Raw genomic sequence first — 17,491 nt, 5'->3', positions numbered from 1 at the left:
CGCTACAACGTTGTCATGACGACCATGATGCTCGGAAGACATAGCGCGACCTTGTCCTGTGTGTCAGAGCGTTGGCGGGACCGCCAAGACGATCGCCGTATCTACGGTCGGCATCGAACAGTTCACCCAGGACGTCGCCACGAACCGGGGATCTGAGCATGCCGCAGTGGAATCGGCGCTCGAAATCAGGATCCGAGAATGTATATGCCGATCTGCTGCGGGCGTTGACGCGGAGGAATCCATCCGGGGTCGAGCAGCCTCGCCCGCACCCCGCCGCGTACCCGGTTCAACGAAGTGGACAGCGCGACTTGGCAACCATCCAAATCCTCACTTAACTGGACCATGAACGCACCGTATCGACCGGTTGATGGACAATCAATGTGGTCCATCTAACACTGGTGATCTTCGGGTTCGGGACGGCGCACAATCGCGCGATTTAGGACATACCGGCGACGGTCAGACGGCGTCGCCGCCCGCCTCCTGAGCGCTGGAGTGCACCCGGTCGTGCAACGCCTTGGCCACCTCGTCGATGGTGGAAAAACGGCTGAAGAAGTCCGGCTCGATCTCGAACTCGAACGTCTCCTCGATACTCAGACCGAGCGCGACCATTGTCAGCGAGTCCACTCCGGAATGCATGAGGTTCTCGGTAGTGTCCATCTCCTCGGGCGAGCGCTCCAGCTTCGCCGCGAGGTAATCCGTCAGCCAGTCGCGGATTTCGGTGAGGGTAGCGGTACGCGCTTCCATTCCGGCCCCTTCGGTATTACGCAGACGCTTGTCGATCGGTACGTCGTGGATGCGCGGCGCCCCCGGACTCCGTAACACGGCTTCGTGTCGAGCCGCGCGGAATACACCGCCAGTCGGGCGGCATGATCGTATCACATGCTTAAATGGCATGCCGTATACGGATGTTGGTGTCTCCGCCACGGCGGGTGGCCGACGTGGCACGAGCCCACCGGGCAGAGCGGAGCGACAGAGGGTGGAAGCGATGACCGGCCGGACAGTGACCACGGCCTCCGCCCCCTCGGCGGCCGAGACCGGTTACACCGAGCACCTGGTGTCCGAGGTCAGCAAGATCTCATCGCGGGAGCTGACCGAGCGGGTGATCGAGCGAGCGCGGCACGCCGTGCTCGACTGGCTCGGGGTCAGCATCGCCGGGGCGCAGGAGCCCTCAGCCCGCGCGATCCAACAGCTCCTGACGGCCGAGGGCGGCAGCCCCGCGGCCCAAGTGATCGGCACTCCACACCGGCTGACGGCGCGACAGACGGCGCTGGCGGGCGGCATCGCCGCTCACGCGCTGGACTACGACGACATGAGCATCGGCGGCCACCCGTCGGCCGTCATCCTTCCCGCCGTGTTCGCCCTGGCCGAGGAGCTGGACAAGGACGGACCGACGACCATCCAGGCGATGCTCTTCGGCCATGAGGCCAGAAAGATGGTCGCCGTCGCGTGCGGCAACGCCTCGTACGACCGCGGCTACCATGGCAGCAGCACCTTCGGCGCGTTCGGCGCGGCGATGGGCGCGGGCCGCCTTCTCGAACTGGATACGACGCGGCTGCGGCACGCGCTGGGGATCGCCGGAACCCAGGCGTCGGGCTTACGGGCGAGCTTCGGGACGATGTCGAAGCACCTGAACATCGGGAACGCGGCAGCGGTCGGAATCCTGTCGGCCCGGCTGGCGGAAGCGGGTTACACCGGGGACACCACCATTCTCGAGGCGCCGCAGGGATTCGCCGCCACGCACAACAACGGGCCCGCCGACTTCAAGCCGACGGGCCCGGGAACGTCGCTGCGCCAACGGCTGGCCGTCGAGTGGCTCGTGTTCAAGCCACACGCGCTGTGCGGCGCCACGCACTCCGCGATCGAGGGCTTCCAGTTCCTGAGGGAGCGGCACGCGTTCTCCGCCGACGATGTCGACGAAGCCGAGGTGTTCGTCTCCGCCCAGCACCTGGAGGTGTGCGACATCGTGGAACCCCGGACCAGCGTCGAAGGGATGTTCAGTATCCGCTACGCCGCGGCGCTGGCCCTCGCGGGAAGCGCGACGGGACCCTCCGCGCTGACCGAGGAGAGGATCCAGGACCCCACCATGGCCGCCCTCCGCGGTCGCGTCCGGGTCACGCCGGTCACGCGTGTCCGCAATATAACCATGCCGACCGAGGTCCGGGTACGGCTGCGAGACGGCGAGGAGCTGAAGGCGCGCGTCAACGCGCTGGCCGTCAAGCCCGACAATGAGCTGCCTCGCCAGTGGGAGACCCTGAAAGCCAAGTTCGTCGGCCTCGTCAGCCCCATCCTCGGCGCCGACCGCGCCCGCGAAATCATCGGCCTGGTGCGGCGCATCGAGACGCTCGAATCAATCCGCGAACTCACCGACCGAACCTCGACCAAGCGTTGAGGTGCCGTCAGTTCCAGGCGACGGGCAGCGAGTGAACGCCGTAGACGACCATTTGCTCGCGCAGTGGGATCTCGCTCGCCGGGGTCGTGAGCCGGAGCCCAGGCAGGCGGGTGATCAGCTCCGCGAGGCCCGTGCGCAGCTCGACCCGGGCGAGTTGCTGGCCCAGGCACAGGTGGGCGCCGTGGCCGAAGGCGAGGTGGGACGTTCGGGGGCGGGTGAGGTCGAGGCGGTCGGGCTCGGGCCAGCGCTGCTCGTCGCGGTTGGCGACCGGTACGGCCATGACGACGGTGTCGCCGGCCGGGATGGTGACGCCGCCGACGGTCAGGTCCTCGGTGGCGAACCGTGTCGGGCCATTGTGGAAGACCGACAGGTAGCGCAGTAGTTCTTCGACCCCGTTGTCCAGCACGGCCGGGTCGTCGCGTACGCGGCTGAGTTGGTCGGGGTTTTCCAGCAGCGCGAAGGCGCTCAGGGCGAGCATGTTGGCGGTGGTCTCGTGGCCGGCGCTGAGCAGGGTGGTGGCCATGTCGACCAACTGCCGGTCGGTCAGCGGCGGGTCGTAGTCGTCGTGGATCAGCCCGGAGATGATGTCGTCGCCCGGCTGCTTGCGTTTGGCGCCCACCAGCTTGGCCATGAACTGGCGCAGCTCGCCGCTGGCCCGCCGGCGTTCTTCGCTGGGGCGTGACAGGTCCAGGGCGATCGCGGTGCGGTGGTGGAACTCGGTGCGGTCGGCGTAGTCGACGCCGAGCAGTTCACAGATCACCAGCGACGGGAGCGGCAGCGCGAAGGCCTTGACCAGGTCGGCCTGTGTGCCGTCGGCCCGCATCGCGTCGATGAGCCGCACCGCTAAGTCACGGACATGGTCTTCCAGGTGTTTCATGCGCTTGACGGTGAACTGACCGGACAGCAGCCGCCGCAGCCGCGGGTGTTGGGGCGCGTCCATGAAGATGAACATGCCGTCCTTGCGCTCCTGCGGGGCGACGGGACACTGCCCGCCCGGCTGGGCCTGGCGGTTGGCCACTTCCTCGGGTGACATGCTCAATGTGCTCGGGTAGCGGAGGCGGTCGGAGCTGAAGCGGGCGTCGCCGAGTACGGCGCGCACCTCCTCGTAGCCGGAGACGATCCAGGCGTGGGCACCGTTGAGCAGGTCGATCCGGGTCACCGGGCCGCGGTCGTGCAAGGCCATCATGGCGGCGGGCGGGTCGAAGGGGCAGCCGTTGCGCTCGAATATCTCCGGCGGGATCGGCCGCTGCGGGTTGGTGTTCCGCGGGGTGGCTTTCACGGGGGATGAGCCTCCTTGCTACCTGGCCGATGATGATCACATCTGTCGCAACTGCACTGTATACGCTGCTTGCATGACGCAAGTCCGACGCCGGGAGTGTCCTGTCACCCGGCCGCGGACGCCCGGTCGTTCTCCGGCATCGGCGCCTTTCCCACCGCGCTCTAAGATCGTCCTCGACGGGGGTGGCCGACACTCGAAAGGCAGAACAGTGACGGTAAGTCTGCGGGGAATCCGCTTCGCCTACTCCGACGAGGGCTCCGGCCCGATCGTCCTCAACGCCCATGGGCTGTGCGGCAGCCGGGCCTCCGAACGGCGGGCGAACCTGACCGACTACTCCGTGGTGACCTCCGCCGGCCGCCGCCTCATCTCCTACGACGCCCGTGGCCACGGCGAGTCCGAAGGGACCGGCGAACCGGCCGACTACTCGTGGAAGTCGCAGGGCGAGGACATGATGGAGCTCGCCCGGCACTTCTCCCCGGCGGCGCCCGTGTCGGCGATCGGCTGCTCGATGGGCACCGGAGCGCTGCTGCACGCCGTGACGACCGATCCGGAGCGCTTCGACCGGCTCGTGCTCACCGCGTCTCCGACGGCCTGGGAGGCACGAGCCGCGCAGGGCGATGTGTACCGGCAACTCGCGGACTACGCAGAGCAGAAAGGGGTGGAGGCCCTGGCCAAGGTCCTGGCGAAGGCCCCGGTGCCGCCCATATTCGCGGAGGTGGAGGGCTTTCCGCCCACCCCGGACGTCACGGCGGAATTGCTTCCGGCCGTCCTGCTCGGGGCGGGCCTCAGCGACCTGCCGCCGCAGGACGTCATCGCGCGGATCACCCAGCCGACGCTGATCCTCGCCTGGGCAGGCGACCCGGGCCACCCGGTGTCCCTGTCGGAGACGCTCGCCGCCGCGATCCCCGGCTCGACCCTGCACGTGTCCGAGACCCGCGCCGACCTCCGCACATGGGGCCAGCGGGCGGCCGATTTCCTCAAGTGAACCCCGCCTGCGGCCTCGTCCCTGTGCCGCTGCCCTGGTTGGACGGTACCGGCGGGCAGAACGAGATCGTCGGCGTTGACCGGTGGGCATGCGGCCCTTAGCGTGTGCGCATGTCCACTTCGAGCGGCATGTTCCACCAGCACCGCGAGATGGCCGAGTCCTACGGGGCCGACGCCGAGCGCTATGACCGCGCCCGCACAAGCTTTCCCCCGGCCCTGATCGAGGCCATCACCAGCTCCGCTCCGGCCACCGCGGTCGACGTCGGCTGCGGTACCGGCGTCGTCGCCCGCCTTTTGCAGGAGACCGGCTGCCAGGTCCTCGGCGTCGAACCCGACGAGCGCTCGGCCGCATACGCCCGCTCGCGCGGGCTCGACGTCGAGGTGTCCACCTTCGAGGACTGGGACCCCGCCGGCCGCTTGTTCGACGCCGTCGTGGCGGGCCGGACCTGGCACTGGATTGACCCGCTGGCCGGGGCGGCCAAGGCGGCGACCGCCCTGCGCCCCGGTGGCCGACTCACCATCTTCTGGAACGCCAGCGAAACCCCAAGGGAGCTCGCCCAGGCGTTCCTCGAGATCAACCGGCGCATGTTCCCCGAAAACACGACGCTCCTCAAGAACTCCACCTCGACGTTCGAGTCCTGTACCAGGAGCGTGACCAAAGCGGGCAACAACATCCGGGAAGCGGGTGGCTTCGCCGAACCGGACTTCCTGCGCTTCGACTGGGAGCGCACCTACACCCGCGACGAATGGCTCGATGTCCTCCCCACGCTGAGCGCCTACACCCGGCTCCCATCCGGCAAACGCGACGAACTTCTGGCCGCCATGGGCGACGCGGTCGACACCCACGGCGGCAGTTTCCCCATGCGGTACGCGACCCTGGCCGTCGCTGCCACCCGCGCCTGAGGATGATTCCCGTGCATGGTTCAGCGAGTTGCTGGCCGGCCTGCGGGCCGCACAGGGCCAGGGAAGACGGCCGTCGTAGACGGGCCGGCGCCTTCTACTTCTCGGCGTGCTCGCCCAGGTAGAACAAGAGCATCACGAACCCCGCGATGATGTGGGTGGCGAAGACGTAGATGAAGACGCGCAGCCTGATGCCGCGTTCCTTCCAGCTCTCGTCGTCCGGGCCCGCGCCGTTCTCAGTCTTGCTCACCGTGTCAACTCCCTGCTGTGTGTGGAACCGCCAGTGCCGGTCACTGTGGTGTCTCCGCCGCCCGCAGTTCGTCCAGCAAGTCCTGTCGGCCCGCCAGCAACACGGCCAGGATCCGCCGCGCGGCGGCGAGCAGCTCCGCCACATCGCCGCCCGCCAGCGCGTAGACCACCGTCGAACCGGTACGCGTCGCGGTCACGATCCCAGAGCGGCGCAACACGGCCAGCTGCTGCGACAGGTTCGACGGCTCGACCTCGATCGCCGCCAGCAGGTCCCGCACCGGCTTCGGTCCGTCCTGGAGCAGCTCCAGAACCCGGATACGTACCGGGTGGCCCAGCATCCGGAAGAACTCGGCCTTCGTCTCATAAAGGGGCGCAGACATCCGGATCACCCCTCTTCCGCTTCCGTCTCGTCTTCGTCGACGTCGACCCCGAGCTGCCGCGCCACCCGCACCGCGTCGTCCAGCTCGTCCTGGGCCACCGCCACCGCATAGACGTCCTCGGACTCCAGCGCCGCCTCCAGAGCCCCTCGCGCCTGGCGCACCCGCTCCAGCAGCGCCTCGGCGAATACGGGTCTGCCCATCCGGGCCTCCTCCCCGATGGCCGCGCTCCACCGAAGTTAGTAAATTGAAGAACTCTTCAAGAGTAGTCCATGGCCGCGCGGGCTACGCGATCCACCACGGTGATGTGCGTCATCTCCAGCCCCGTGAAATCACTCCTGTGAGTGGCCGCCTCGGAGCGATTCAGGAGATACAGTCTTCGCGGCGATAAGGGCCTTATACAGATGGCGCACCGGTCGCCGTTCTCCTCGTCGTCATATGGGCGCCACCGCTGCCCGACACCACGTCAAGGGGGCCTAGTTGCAGGCGCCACAAAGTGCTCCGAACGGCACCGCCCCCGGCTGGCACGATACGGCCGACGCACACATGGAAGGCGAGACGGCCAGGCTGGCCTTCCTCCACAGGGCGATCAGCGACATCGGCACGACGTTGAACGTCGGCCACGCGGCCCGCGTACTGGCCGCCTCGGCCGTCCCCGGGTTCGCCGACTTCGCTTCGGTCCATCTCCACGACCACGTCACCACATCAGAAGACGACTCCACCACACGGAGTCCGCACGCCTCCCCAGTGATGCACCGCGTGGCCGCAGTCCACGATGACGGCCTCGGCCACGGGGCGGAACTCCAGGCGGAACAGACCTTCGTCTACCCGTCCGGCACCGCCATGGCCAGGTTTCTCACACTCATCGAGCCCGTCCTCATCCCCCGGGTCGACCAGGACGTCCTGCTCAAGCTGCCGGCCGAGCTCGACAGCCCATCCGCCCGGTCGGTGCTCACGGGCTCCTCCGTCATGCTGGTACCGCTGACGGCACGGGACTCGGTCCTCGGTTTCCTGATCTTCGGACGCAAACCCGAGCGCCCCCCATTCATCCCGGCCGACCTGGCCGCCTGCCAGCAGATGGCCCAGCGGGCGGCCCTGTCCCTGCACAACGCCTGCCTCTACCGCCACCAGGCCAGAACCTCAGCCGTGCTGCGGCGCAGCCTCCAGCCCATACTGCCGCCCCGCCTCCCAGGCGTGGAAATCGCCTACCGCTACCACCCGTACAGCCACGCAACCCAGGTGGGCGGCGACTGGCTGGACGCCATCCCGCTGCCCGGCCACCGGGTCGGCCTGGTCATCGGCGACGTGGAAGGTCACGGACTGCACGCGGCCGTGGCCATGGGCCAGCTGCGCACCGCCGTCAGAACCCTCGCCACCTTGGACCTTCCCCCGGCACAGTTGCTGCTCCGCCTTGATCAATTCGCCCAAGGACTCAGCCACACCACCCTGGCCACCTGCCTGTACGGCATCTATGACCCCCTCCCCCGCCGGGTCACCTTCGCCAGCGCCGGGCACCTTCCGCCCATTCTGGTGAGCCCTGACGGCAAGGACGAACTGCTCGAGGTGCCCGTCAGCGCACCGATCGGTGTGGGGAGTACCGCCTTCGACACTTTGGAGCTGCCCATCGACTCCGGCAGCCTCCTCGTCATGTGCACCGACGGCCTGGTGGAGACCCGGGAGCAGGACATCGAGGAGGGGCTCTTCGCCGTGCGCCGCAGCCTCACCACACCCCATCTTTCGCTGGAGGAAGCATGCGACGCCCTCCTACGGCGACAGCGCCACGACGACGCCAGCGTCCTCATGGCCCGCCTCCATGGCATTCCCCACGACAGAATCGCCACCTGGCGCTTCCCGCCGCGGCCGGAGCAGGTACGCGTCGCCCGCGGGCTCGTTCGCGACACCCTCACGGCATGGGGCCTGCGCGACATCTGTGACACCACCCAACTCCTGGCCGGTGAACTCCTCACCAACGCGGCCCGCCACACCTCGAATCCGATCGGGCTACGCCTGGTGCACACCGACACACTTCTGTGCGAAGTCACCGACGACAGCCAGGTGGCGCCCGCACTCCCGCACCCCGCGGGCACGGACACGGACACGGACACGGACACGGACGCATCCGAGCGAGGCGTCACCCTCATCCACAAACTCGCGACCCGATGGGGCTGCACCCCCACACCCGCGGGAAGGACCGTCTGGTTCGAACACAGCCTGCCCACGCACGCTGCCCGAGGGACTGCCGGCCGGAGCCCGCTCTGGCCGGACAAGGCCCTCCCGCCGGATTGCCGTGAGCGGGACTGACGCTGGTCACTACGGTGGCTCAGGGAGTGACGGTGAAGGCGGAGGAGGGACCGGAGGTGCCACCGCATGTGGTGACCGTGAAGGTTCCGGCGCCCGTGGCCGCCGCGACGGGCACCGTGGTGACGAAGGAGGTGGCGTCGATGGAGGTGAAAGACAGGCCCGGGAAGACGGCGGTTGCCGAGTCGGTGAACGTCACGTCGGTGATGCCGACGAGGCAGGAGCCACCGGTGATGGTGGTCTGAGTCCCCGCCGTGCCCGTATCGGGGGTCAGCGTGGTGCCGGTCAGCACCGGTGGGTTGTAGTAGTCGATCTGGGTGGCGCCCGCGGTGCCGGTCCCACCGGGGGTGGCGACCGTGATCTGCTGGGTGTCCGTGCAGCCGGCCGGGGTGTGGGCCGGAGCGGTGACGGTGACCTGGGTGTTGTTGCCGCCCGCGGCGAACGCGACCGGGGTGAGGCTGCCCACCTGCACGATGCCCCCGGCCGCGAAGCCGGTGCCGAAGACCGTGAGCGAGCCACCGCCGGAAGGCAGGCACGCCGGGCTCGACGAGGTGGTGGTCGGCGCGGCAATCATGAAAAACGGCAGCGCGTTGCTCTTGGCCCCGTTCGACAGGTTGGTGCTGACCTGGATCTGGCCCAAGCACGGGACGGTAGCGGGAATCACGAAGGTGACCAGGGAGTTGGAGACGGACGTCGGAGAGACCACGGCACCGGCGAAGTTCACCGAGACGGTCGTGCCCAACGCGGAGCCGTTGATGTTGACGGTGTCGCCGGTCTTGCCCTGGTTGGTGCTGGTCGCCGTATCCACCAGCGACGTGATGGTTGCCATGACAGCGTTCTCCTTTTGAGGGGTGTTGCCCTGCGGAGCGGGCGCCGGGGCGGGCCGGACCGGATCCCGTCGACATAGAGGGAAAGCGGTGACATCGCGAGACGGGCTGATGGACCGTTGCGGTCCAGGGCCGCAGGCCCCTCAGCGGGCACCACATGACTGGTGTGACGACATGGGACGAGGCTCGCTTGGGCGACGGTGCCGTGGGAGGGCGAGTCGTGCACAGAACGGGTTGGATGGGCGCCGGGGTCACTCCGGTGCCGAAAATCTCACTCGATGCGAGTGAACCCAAAACGCGATAAGCGCGATAGGCGCGGTGAAGGGTCGCTTGGAGCTCACATGACTATATGCAATATCCCGTAAGGATGTCCCGTACTCCGGAGTGCGCCACTCGTTCACAGAGTAGATGGCGCAGCTGTGACGTACCGCGTGCTCCGCGAAGGAATCGGGGTAGGAGAAATTCCCTGGCGTGGCGGCCGGAAGGGCCGGAGACTCGTCTCATGGCCGACATGGGGGCGTTCCGGGAAGCGGTCACCGCGTGGGCGGCCGGTGGCCCCGACGAGCCCGCGCGCGAGCTGGCCGCGCGGCTGCCCGTCCGGGTGGTCGTCCTGCTCGAAGGGCCGAGCGACGCCGCGGCGGTCAGCGCGCTGGCCGCCCGCCACGGCCGGGACCTGGCGGCCGAGGGAGTCTGCGTCCTGCCGATGGGCGGCGCGATGAGCGTCGGACGCTTCGCCCGTCTCCTCGGGCCGCCCGGTCTGGGCCTCCGCCTCACCGGACTGTGCGACGAGGCGGAGCGCCGCTTCTACGCCCGCGGGCTGGAGCGGGCCGGCGCGGCGCGGCAGGAGTTCTTCGTCTGTGCGGCGGATCTGGAGGACGAGCTCATCCGCGCCCTGGGCGTGACACAGGTGGCGGAGCTCGTCCGGGCGGAGGGCGACCTGCGCGCCCTCCAGACCTTCCTGTGCCAGCCCGCACAGCGGGGCCGCACCTCACAGCAGCAGTTGCGGCGCTTCCTGGGTACGAAGAAGGGGCGGAAGATCCACTACGGCCGCGTCCTCGTCGAGGCGCTCGACGGCGGCCGCGTACCCGCGCCACTCGACGCCCTGCTCACCAGCCTCTGACCCTCGGGAAGCCGTGGCCGACCGGACGTCACGACGCCACGTCCACCAGGACCTTGCCGATCGCGCCGCTCTCCACCGCCCGGTGTGCGTCGGCGGTGCGGTCGAGCGGAAAGCGGACCAGCGGCAGGCCGTGCTCCTCGCCGACCGGCAGCGCGCCGGCGCGCACCGCGGCGGCGACGTCCTCAACGGCCGCGGCGAGCGGCTCTGAACCGACCGTGTAGAGGACCACGAACTGGAAGCGTGTGTTCAGCACCATGTTCCGCATCACGTCCAGCTCGACCGGCCGGCCACCGTCGTTGCCGTAGGTCGAGATCGTGCCGCGGGTCCGCAGCACGGCCATGTCCAGTGCGAGGTTGGCGCCCAGCGCCACCTCGGCGACGATGTCGACGCCGTCCGGGGCGATCTCGCGGATCTCGGCGGCCGGGTCGCCCTCGCGATAGTTGATCACGTGGTGGGCCCCGGCGGCGGTGGCCAGCCGGGCCTTCTCCGGGCCGCTGATCGTGGCGATCACGGTGGCGCCGGCCCAGCGGGCGAGCTGGATCACCGCGTGCCCGACCGCCCCGGCCCCGCCCGCGGCGAGCACCACCTTCCCGTCGAGCGCCCCGGGCCGCAGACGGCGCGGCCCGTCCTCGGCGACGGTGAGCGCACGGTGCGCGGTGAGCGCGGGGACGCCGAGTGAGGCGCCGACGTCGAAACCGGCCTCGTCGGGCAGCGGCACGGCCCGCTCGGCGGGCACGACGGTGAACTCGGCGGCGGTACCGGTGGGCCGCCCGGCTGCGGCCAGGAACAGCCAGACCCGCTGGCCGACCCGGCTCCGGTCGACCCCCTCACCCACGGCGTCGATCGTGCCGGCGCCATCGAGGTGCGGGGTGACCTCGGGGAAGCGCTTGGGGCCTGCGGCGCCGGAGCGGGCCTTCCAGTCGGTCGGGTTGATCCCGGACACGGCGATCCGGACGCGAACCTCGCCGGGGCCGGGCGCGGGCAGGTCGCGGTCGACGAGCCGAAGAACGTCGGGGTCACCGTTGTCGCGGTAGATGATGGCCTTCATGATCCGTCCTCAGAGCCTGGTGGAGCGGGGTTTACCGGCGCGGCCCGGCGTTCCGTCAGGGCGTCCGGCGTATGGTCGCGACCTTGGTCGCGTTTGGTCCGGTCAGCCGAGGGGGGCCTCGTTGGAGCGGGACTCGATGGCATCGAGGGTGGCGAGGGTCGCGGCGTCGAAGGTGATCTCGCCGACCGCCATGTTGGCCTCGAGGTGGACGGCGTCGGCGGTGCCGGGGATGAGCAGCACGTTCGGGGCGTGGTGCAGCAGCCAGGCGAGGCCGACCTGGGAGGGCGTGACGCCCAGGGACTCGGCCACGGCCTGAACGGCCGGTTCCCCGGTGACCTTGGGCAGGCCCGGGAAGGCCCCGCCGAGCGGGAAGAACGGCACCCAGGCGATGTCCTCGGCCGCGCACAGTTCGAGCATGTCCTCGTCGTCGCGGGAGGCGAGACCGTACGCGTTCTGCACGCAGGCGATGCCGGCCGGCAGGGCGCGGCGCAGGCCGTCGAGGGTGACGCTGCTCAGGCCGATCGCGCCGATCTTGCCCTCGTCGCGCAGGGCGGTCATCGTCGCGAGCTGGTCATCGAGGTCGACGACCTGGTCGCCCTCGGGGCGCAGCCCGGGGCCGGTGTCCAGGCGGCGGAGGTTGACCACCGGGAGCCGGTCGACGCCGAGGCTACGCAGGTTGTCCTCGACACTGGCGCGCAGTTGCTCGGGCCGTTGTGCCAGACGCAACGGCAGCTGCCCGCCCGGGTCGGGGTCGGCGCCGACCTTCGTGACGACCAGGACGTCGTCCTCGGGGCGCAGCGCCTCGCGGATCACGTCGTTGGCGAAACCGAAACCGTAGAACTCGGCGGTGTCCACATGGTCGACGCCCAGTTCGATCGCGCGGCGCAGCAGCGCGACGGCCTCGCCGCGGCGGTCGTGCAGGCGCTCGAGCTGCAACGCGCCGTAGCCGATCCGGGTAACCGCGCGGCCCGCGAACGAAGCGGTCGGGGTGGTCATGACGCTGTCTCCTCGGTCGGTGATCGCAAGGCGGTGTAGAGCAGTTCGGCCTGGTAGAGCGCCATCACCCGGTGAGCGATCGGGGCGGCGCGTTCCCGGGCCCCGACCGGCTCGTGATGCTCGGCCTTGACCAGCCACGCCGTGACGCAGTCGTGCAGCATCGCCCGCATCCGGTCCGTCATGTCGACGACGATGTCGCGAATCGCCGGGTCGGTGGTCGCCTCCCCCCAGGTCTGCACGCCGACCCGGGCCTCGGCCGGGTCGACCGCGGCGATCAGGCGGGTGAGCAGTTCATCGGGGCCGGGCGGAGTGTCGCTCGTGGCGTACTCGCCGAGGACCTCGGCGCGCTGGGCGAGCACCTCGCGGGCGGCGGCCTGGACCAGGTCGGCCTTGTTGCGGTAGTGCGCATAGATCGAGCCGGCCGAGAGGCCGGACTCGGCCGTGATGTCGGCGATCGAGGTCCGCTCCAGACCGTTGCGGCCGAAGCAGCGCACGGCGGCCTCGGCGATCTGGGCACGCCGGAGTTCCTTGCGCGCGTCAGTGAGCCGCGGCACCACACACCTCCACAAAAAGAATACTGATTCTGCTTGCTGCGAGAACGCTAACAGAATCGCTGTTCCTTTTGCGGTTCGGCAACAGCCTCCGCTTGCCCTTGCGGGGAAGGTCTCCGTCTAGGGTGTCGAGAATGCCGCTTGTCGAAGTGACCTATGCGCCCACGGTGCCCGAGCCCCAGCTACGCGAACTCGGCTCGGCGCTACCGCATCTGGTGTCCCTGGCCGTGGAGTGCCCCGAGGAGCCGTACGACGGCGAGCTACGGCCCGGGGATGTCGAGATCCGCTTCCGGCCGCTGAGCCCGCTGGACCGTAGCGGCCTGACGGTGGTGATCGAGATCAAGTCGAAGTGGTCCCCCAGCAGGGAAGCCAACCGCCAAGAGCGCGTGGATGAGCTCCACGCGGACATCCGCGCCGCAACCGGGCTCGTCGACTTCGGCGTCTACCTGTCCCTGCCGAGTGCCGCTTGGTCCCAGGGAGACTGACCACTCACACGAGGTAACACAACGGTCAGGGGTCGATACGGCCCTTGCTGCGCATGGCGGCGCGGACGCGCTCCTCGGCGAGCCCGCGCCCGGCGATATGCGGGGTGGTGGCGCGGCGCTGGGCCTCTTCGAGGACCGTGACGGCGTTGGTGCGCAGCCGCTTGGAGATCGTCTCGAAGATGGTGGAGGTCTCGGGCCGGAATCCGGAGTAGCGGGCGTCCATGGCGAAGGCGGCGGCGACGACGCCGCCGGCGTTGGCCACGAAGTCGGGCAGGAGGGAGATGCCACGTTCCGCGAGGATGGACTGTGCCTGCGGCGAGGTGGGCAGATTGGCGCCTTCCACGACCAGCTTGGCCTTGATCTGGTGGGCGGTTGTCCCGTCGATGACGTCCTGCAAGGCGGCCGGGACGAGGATGTCGCAGTCGACGGTGAGTTCCTGTCCGGGTGGTACGGCGATGCCCTGGTGGTGGCGGGTGACGAAGTCGTCGCCGTGCTCTTCCCGCGCGGTCCGCAGGGCGGGCACGTCCAGTCCGGCGGGATCGTGGAGGGCTCCCTTGGCGGTGGAGACGGCGACGACGGTGGCGCCGAGTTCGGCGAACCGCACGGCGGCGGCGTGGCCGACGGCTCCGAATCCCTGGATGGCGACCCGGGCGCCACCGAGGGACAGCCGGAGGTGCTGAGCGGCCGCGTCGGCGGCCTCGGCCACTCCGTAGCCGGTGACGCCGAGTTCGTCGTAGGCCACTCCCCCGAGGTGGCCCGGGGTGCCGACGGCCGCGCCGCGGTCGCCGAGTTCGTCCTGGACGATGGCCGCGTCGTTCTCGGTCAGCCCCATGTCGAGGCCCATGACGTATTCGCGGGGAACCTCGTTGGACAGGGCGCGGGCGAAGGCGCGCAGGATCGCTTCCTTGTCGGGGGAGGCCGGGTCGGCGACGATTCCCGCTTTCGCGCCACCGTAGAAGAGGTCGACGCCGGCCCACTTCCACGTCATGACGCGGGCCAGCCGGGCGACTTCACCGACGGAGACGGTCGGGCTCATCCGGGTGCCGCCCTTGCCCATACCACGGGCGGTGTTGTCGATGACCAGGACGCCCTTCATGCCGGTGCGCCGGTGGGAGACGACGACGATCTTCTCGGGTCCCCAGTCGTCGATGAGTGACAGTGCGTCAGTCACGGTGCGGGTTCCTTGTCTGCTGAGGAGAAGGGCTGATGGCGCAAAGCACGGGCGACGAGTTCGGCGAGGCGGGTGCCCGCGTCCATCGGCCAGGTTCGGCCTCTGTCCACCGGCCAGGTTCGGCCTCGTCACAGCCACGATCCGGGGCCCCGGCCCACCCCACAAGACCCAGCAGCACGAAAGTCTTGACCTTTGAGCCACAGTGATGCTTATGCTGTGTGCCCGTTCCGGAGTCCGGCGGGAGGTACGCGTTGCTCAAACCGCGGCATCTGCTCACCCTGAGGGCCGTCGTACGCACCGGCTCGTTCGTCATCGCGGCCCGCGAGCTCGGGTACACCGCCTCGGCGATCTCCCAGCAGGTCTCCGCCCTGGAGAAGGAGACGGGGCTGGTGCTGTTCGAGCGGGAGGCGCACGGTGTCCGGGCGACCGCGGCGGCTCACCGGCTGGTCGATCTCAGTGTCCCGGTGCTGGCGGCCATGGACGACCTCGGCCATCAGGTGCACCAGCTCGCCACCGGTGCCACGGCTCGGCTTCGGCTGGGGAGTTTCCCCACCGCCAGTGTCCGGCTCGTGCCACCGGCGCTGTCGGCCCTGACGTCGGCCCACCCGCGGGCGCAGGTGCAGCTCGAAGAGGGCGAGCCGGAGGAGCTCGTCGCCGCGCTGAACGCCGGGGATCTGGATGTGGCGCTGGTGTACGAGTACGGGCTGAGCCCCCGCCAGTGGTCGGACGGCCTGGTCTGCCACCAGCTCGTACGCGAGGATCTCGTGCTGCTCAGGGCCCGTGGCAGCGGTCTGAGCCCACGCCTGGCCGGGCTCTCTCAGGCCCGCTGGATCACCAGCAGGGAGGGCACGGCCGGTGCGCTCTCGCTCGCCCGGCTGTGCGCGGCGGCCGGTTTCGAGGCCGCGGTCACCTTTCGCAGCAACAACTACGGCGTCGTACGGGAGCTGGTGTCCGCGGGTCTCGGCGTGGCCGTCGTGCCGGGGCTCGGTCACTCGCCCGGCGACTCGGTGGAGGCGACTCGGCTGGCGCAGCGCTCGGCGTTCCGCCGCGTGATGGCCCTGCACCGCCACGAGAACAGCAACCCGCTGCTGGACACGATGGTCCGCTCGCTGCGCGGCGCGGTACCGGCGGACGAACCGTATGTGCACGCTCCGCTGGACGATCAGCCGGACTAGGGCCTTCCCCGCCACAAGCGGTTGACCAGGGGATCTCGTTGAGCCCGGCGACATCGCCATCGTCGGGCTCAGCTGTCGGCTGCCCGGTGGCATCACGGCGCCCGAGGAGCTGTGGGCCGCGCTCGCGGCCGGCCGCGATCTGGTCGGTGAGTTACCCGCGGACCGGTTCGACGCGCGCCGGTTCGTGGACCCCGATCCTCGGCGCCCCGGGAAGGCGTACACGACCGCGGGCGGATTCCTGGCGGACATCACCGGATTCGACGCCGCGTTCTTCGGGCTGTCGCCCCGCGAGGCGAGCCGGATGGACCCGCAGCAGCGGCTGCTGCTGGGGATGGCCAGGCAGGCCCTCGACGACGCCGGTATCGATCCGGGGACCCTCGCGGGTTCGGACTCCGGGGTCCATGTGGGGGTGAGCAACGCCAACTACGGTCAGCTCCAGTACGCCCGCCCGGAGGCGATCACGGCGTACACGATGGCGGGTGCGGCGCTGTGCAACACCGCCAACCGGATCTCGCACCTGTTCGATCTGCGGGGGCCGTCCATGGCGGTGGACACCGCCTGTTCCTCCTCCCTGGTCGCCCTGCACCAGGCATGTGCCCAACTGCGCAGCGGCCGTTGCCGCTCCTTCTCCGCGGACGCGGACGGCTATGTGCGCGCCGAGGGCGGCGCGGTGGTGGTGCTCAAGCGCCTCGCCGACGCCAAGGCGGACGGGGACACCGTGCACGCCGTGGTCCTCGGCACCGGAGCGGGCGCGGACGGCCGCACCCCCGGGCTGTCCCTGCCCAGCGCGGAGGCCCAGGAGCGGCTGATGCGCCAGGTGCACCGCCGCGCCGGGGTGCGGCCCGAGGACGTGTCCTATGTGGAGGCGCACGGCACCGGTACGCGGGCGGGCGACCCGGTCGAATGCCGGGCGCTGGGCGATGCGCTCGGCGCGGGCCGGGACACTCCGCTGCCCATCGGCTCGGTGAAGTCGAACCTCGGCCATCTGGGGCGGGCATGGCCGGGCTGCGCCTGCCCAGTGGGCCTCCCGCTCCCCTGGACCTGGCGCCCCTCCGCACCGACGCCCGCACCGAGATCTCCGGGGAACGGCACTACGCGCGGATGCGGCAGGTCGAGCTGGCGTACGGGGAGGCGTTCCGCGGCGTGCAACGGCTCACCGTGGCCGACGACACGGTGCTCGCCGACTATGCCAACCCCTCCGGGGCGCAGGGGTTCCACGCCCACCCGGCCCTGATCGACGCCACGCTGCAATCCATCGCGGCGCTGCTCCCCCACGCCGAGAACGGGCACGTCCACCAGTTCCTGCCCGCCGAACTGGAACGGGTCAGTACGTCGCAACAAGGGAGCGGCGAGCGGCATCGACCGCATCGTCAGCACGCTCCGTGCCGCACCGCTGCCCGGGACCGCCGGCCCGGCCGGACTGCCGACGGCCACCGCGCTCGCCGCCTCGCGGGCCACCGAGGTGGCGAAGGGCGCGCGGCCGGCCGACCGGAGGCTGTACGAGAATCTGCGCGCACTCGCCGAACGGGAGGGTGTGCTCGACCGGACCCCCGAACCGGACCGGCTTCTCACCGAGTTGCTGCGGGACTTCCCCGCCATGGCCCCGGAGCTGCTCCTGTACGCGCGCTGCGGCCCGCGACTG

Annotated in this window: 17 protein-coding genes and 2 pseudogenes; 9 read left to right on the top strand and 10 right to left on the bottom strand. The window is 69.9% G+C overall.

Annotated elements, in window-relative coordinates:
• Positions 1-456 precede the first annotated feature (456 nt).
• The gene (locus ACJX2R_RS46990; protein WP_262703344.1) at positions 457-744 is read right to left on the bottom strand and encodes an acyl carrier protein; all 288 of its coding nucleotides are present in this window, start codon (positions 742-744) and stop codon (positions 457-459) included.
• 241 nt (positions 745-985) lie between these two features.
• On the opposite strand from ACJX2R_RS46990, the gene ACJX2R_RS46985 reads away from it, so the two are divergent.
• The gene (locus tag ACJX2R_RS46985) at positions 986-2,389 is read left to right on the top strand and encodes an MmgE/PrpD family protein (RefSeq protein WP_413105132.1); all 1,404 of its coding nucleotides are present in this window, start codon (positions 986-988) and stop codon (positions 2,387-2,389) included.
• Positions 2,390-2,396: 7 nt separating this feature from the next.
• Here the strand turns inward: ACJX2R_RS46985 and ACJX2R_RS46980 are convergent, their stop codons facing one another.
• Entirely contained in the window at positions 2,397-3,668 is a 1,272-nt protein-coding gene (locus tag ACJX2R_RS46980; RefSeq protein ID WP_413105131.1) for a cytochrome P450, read from the bottom strand.
• Positions 3,669-3,876: 208 nt separating this feature from the next.
• Between ACJX2R_RS46980 and ACJX2R_RS46975 the strand changes: the two genes are divergently transcribed.
• Positions 3,877-4,653, top strand: a complete 777-nt coding sequence (locus ACJX2R_RS46975) for an alpha/beta fold hydrolase (protein ID WP_413105130.1) — start codon at positions 3,877-3,879, stop codon at positions 4,651-4,653.
• A gap of 110 nt (positions 4,654-4,763) precedes the next feature.
• On the top strand, positions 4,764-5,555 hold the full coding sequence (locus ACJX2R_RS46970) for a class I SAM-dependent methyltransferase (protein ID WP_413105129.1): 792 nt from the start codon (positions 4,764-4,766) through the stop codon (positions 5,553-5,555).
• Positions 5,556-5,649: 94 nt separating this feature from the next.
• Here ACJX2R_RS46970 and ACJX2R_RS46965 read toward each other — a convergent pair whose 3' ends face one another.
• Genes ACJX2R_RS46965 through ACJX2R_RS46955 form a run of 3 tightly spaced genes read right to left on the bottom strand, consistent with a single transcriptional unit; the run spans position 5,650 to position 6,381 of the window.
• The gene (locus ACJX2R_RS46965) at positions 5,650-5,802 is read right to left on the bottom strand and encodes a DUF6126 family protein (protein ID WP_413105128.1); all 153 of its coding nucleotides are present in this window, start codon (positions 5,800-5,802) and stop codon (positions 5,650-5,652) included.
• 40 nt (positions 5,803-5,842) lie between these two features.
• On the bottom strand, positions 5,843-6,181 hold the full coding sequence (locus ACJX2R_RS46960) for an ArsR/SmtB family transcription factor (RefSeq protein WP_413105127.1): 339 nt from the start codon (positions 6,179-6,181) through the stop codon (positions 5,843-5,845).
• Between the two features lie 5 nt (positions 6,182-6,186).
• The gene (locus ACJX2R_RS46955) at positions 6,187-6,381 is read right to left on the bottom strand and encodes a hypothetical protein (RefSeq protein ID WP_413105126.1); all 195 of its coding nucleotides are present in this window, start codon (positions 6,379-6,381) and stop codon (positions 6,187-6,189) included.
• A gap of 277 nt (positions 6,382-6,658) precedes the next feature.
• On the opposite strand from ACJX2R_RS46955, the gene ACJX2R_RS46950 reads away from it, so the two are divergent.
• Complete coding sequence (locus ACJX2R_RS46950; protein WP_413105125.1) at positions 6,659-8,479, top strand: SpoIIE family protein phosphatase; 1,821 nt, start codon at positions 6,659-6,661, stop codon at positions 8,477-8,479.
• A 19-nt stretch (positions 8,480-8,498) separates the two neighbouring features.
• Here the strand turns inward: ACJX2R_RS46950 and ACJX2R_RS46945 are convergent, their stop codons facing one another.
• The gene (locus tag ACJX2R_RS46945; RefSeq protein ID WP_413105124.1) at positions 8,499-9,305 is read right to left on the bottom strand and encodes an IPT/TIG domain-containing protein; all 807 of its coding nucleotides are present in this window, start codon (positions 9,303-9,305) and stop codon (positions 8,499-8,501) included.
• Positions 9,306-9,805: 500 nt separating this feature from the next.
• On the opposite strand from ACJX2R_RS46945, the gene ACJX2R_RS46940 reads away from it, so the two are divergent.
• On the top strand, positions 9,806-10,423 hold the full coding sequence (locus ACJX2R_RS46940) for a TOPRIM nucleotidyl transferase/hydrolase domain-containing protein (RefSeq protein WP_413105123.1): 618 nt from the start codon (positions 9,806-9,808) through the stop codon (positions 10,421-10,423).
• 28 nt (positions 10,424-10,451) lie between these two features.
• Here the strand turns inward: ACJX2R_RS46940 and ACJX2R_RS46935 are convergent, their stop codons facing one another.
• From ACJX2R_RS46935 to ACJX2R_RS46925, 3 genes are all read right to left on the bottom strand, one after another.
• Positions 10,452-11,471 carry an NADPH:quinone reductase gene (locus tag ACJX2R_RS46935; protein ID WP_413105122.1) on the bottom strand — a complete coding sequence of 340 codons (1,020 nt, stop codon included), beginning with the start codon at positions 11,469-11,471 and terminating at the stop codon, positions 10,452-10,454.
• Between the two features lie 102 nt (positions 11,472-11,573).
• Positions 11,574-12,467: an aldo/keto reductase gene (locus ACJX2R_RS46930; protein WP_413105121.1), complete on the bottom strand. Its 894-nt coding sequence runs from the start codon at positions 12,465-12,467 to the stop codon at positions 11,574-11,576.
• Positions 12,464-13,021, bottom strand: coding sequence for a TetR/AcrR family transcriptional regulator (locus ACJX2R_RS46925; protein ID WP_413105120.1), 558 nt, complete (start codon positions 13,019-13,021; stop codon positions 12,464-12,466). Before ACJX2R_RS46925 ends, ACJX2R_RS46930 begins: the two co-directional genes overlap by 4 nt.
• A gap of 131 nt (positions 13,022-13,152) precedes the next feature.
• Here ACJX2R_RS46925 and ACJX2R_RS46920 point away from each other — a divergent pair, with 131 nt between their 5' ends.
• Complete coding sequence (locus tag ACJX2R_RS46920) at positions 13,153-13,503, top strand: hypothetical protein (RefSeq protein ID WP_413105119.1); 351 nt, start codon at positions 13,153-13,155, stop codon at positions 13,501-13,503.
• A 25-nt stretch (positions 13,504-13,528) separates the two neighbouring features.
• Here the strand turns inward: ACJX2R_RS46920 and ACJX2R_RS46915 are convergent, their stop codons facing one another.
• On the bottom strand, positions 13,529-14,674 hold the full coding sequence (locus ACJX2R_RS46915) for a Glu/Leu/Phe/Val family dehydrogenase (RefSeq protein WP_413105118.1): 1,146 nt from the start codon (positions 14,672-14,674) through the stop codon (positions 13,529-13,531).
• A gap of 218 nt (positions 14,675-14,892) precedes the next feature.
• On the opposite strand from ACJX2R_RS46915, the gene ACJX2R_RS46910 reads away from it, so the two are divergent.
• From ACJX2R_RS46910 to ACJX2R_RS46900, 3 genes and pseudogenes are all read left to right on the top strand, one after another.
• Positions 14,893-15,849 (top strand): LysR family transcriptional regulator, encoded by a 957-nt coding sequence (locus ACJX2R_RS46910; protein WP_413105117.1) that lies wholly within the window; start codon positions 14,893-14,895, stop codon positions 15,847-15,849.
• 52 nt (positions 15,850-15,901) lie between these two features.
• Positions 15,902-16,786, top strand: a pseudogene (locus ACJX2R_RS46905) (polyketide synthase); the annotation flags it as partial.
• Positions 16,753-17,196 (top strand): annotated as a pseudogene (locus ACJX2R_RS46900) (polyketide synthase dehydratase domain-containing protein); the annotation flags it as partial. The pseudogenes ACJX2R_RS46905 and ACJX2R_RS46900, both read left to right, overlap by 34 nt.
• Between the last annotated feature and the right edge of the window lie 295 nt (positions 17,197-17,491).

Origin of the sequence: Streptomyces sp. Inha503, assembly GCF_047215865.1 — a bacterium.
GTDB lineage: Bacteria > Actinomycetota > Actinomycetes > Streptomycetales > Streptomycetaceae > Streptomyces > Streptomyces lycopersici.
The sequence above is the reverse complement of the archived record's forward strand: the minus strand, read 5'-3'. Positions and strand labels throughout refer to the sequence as shown.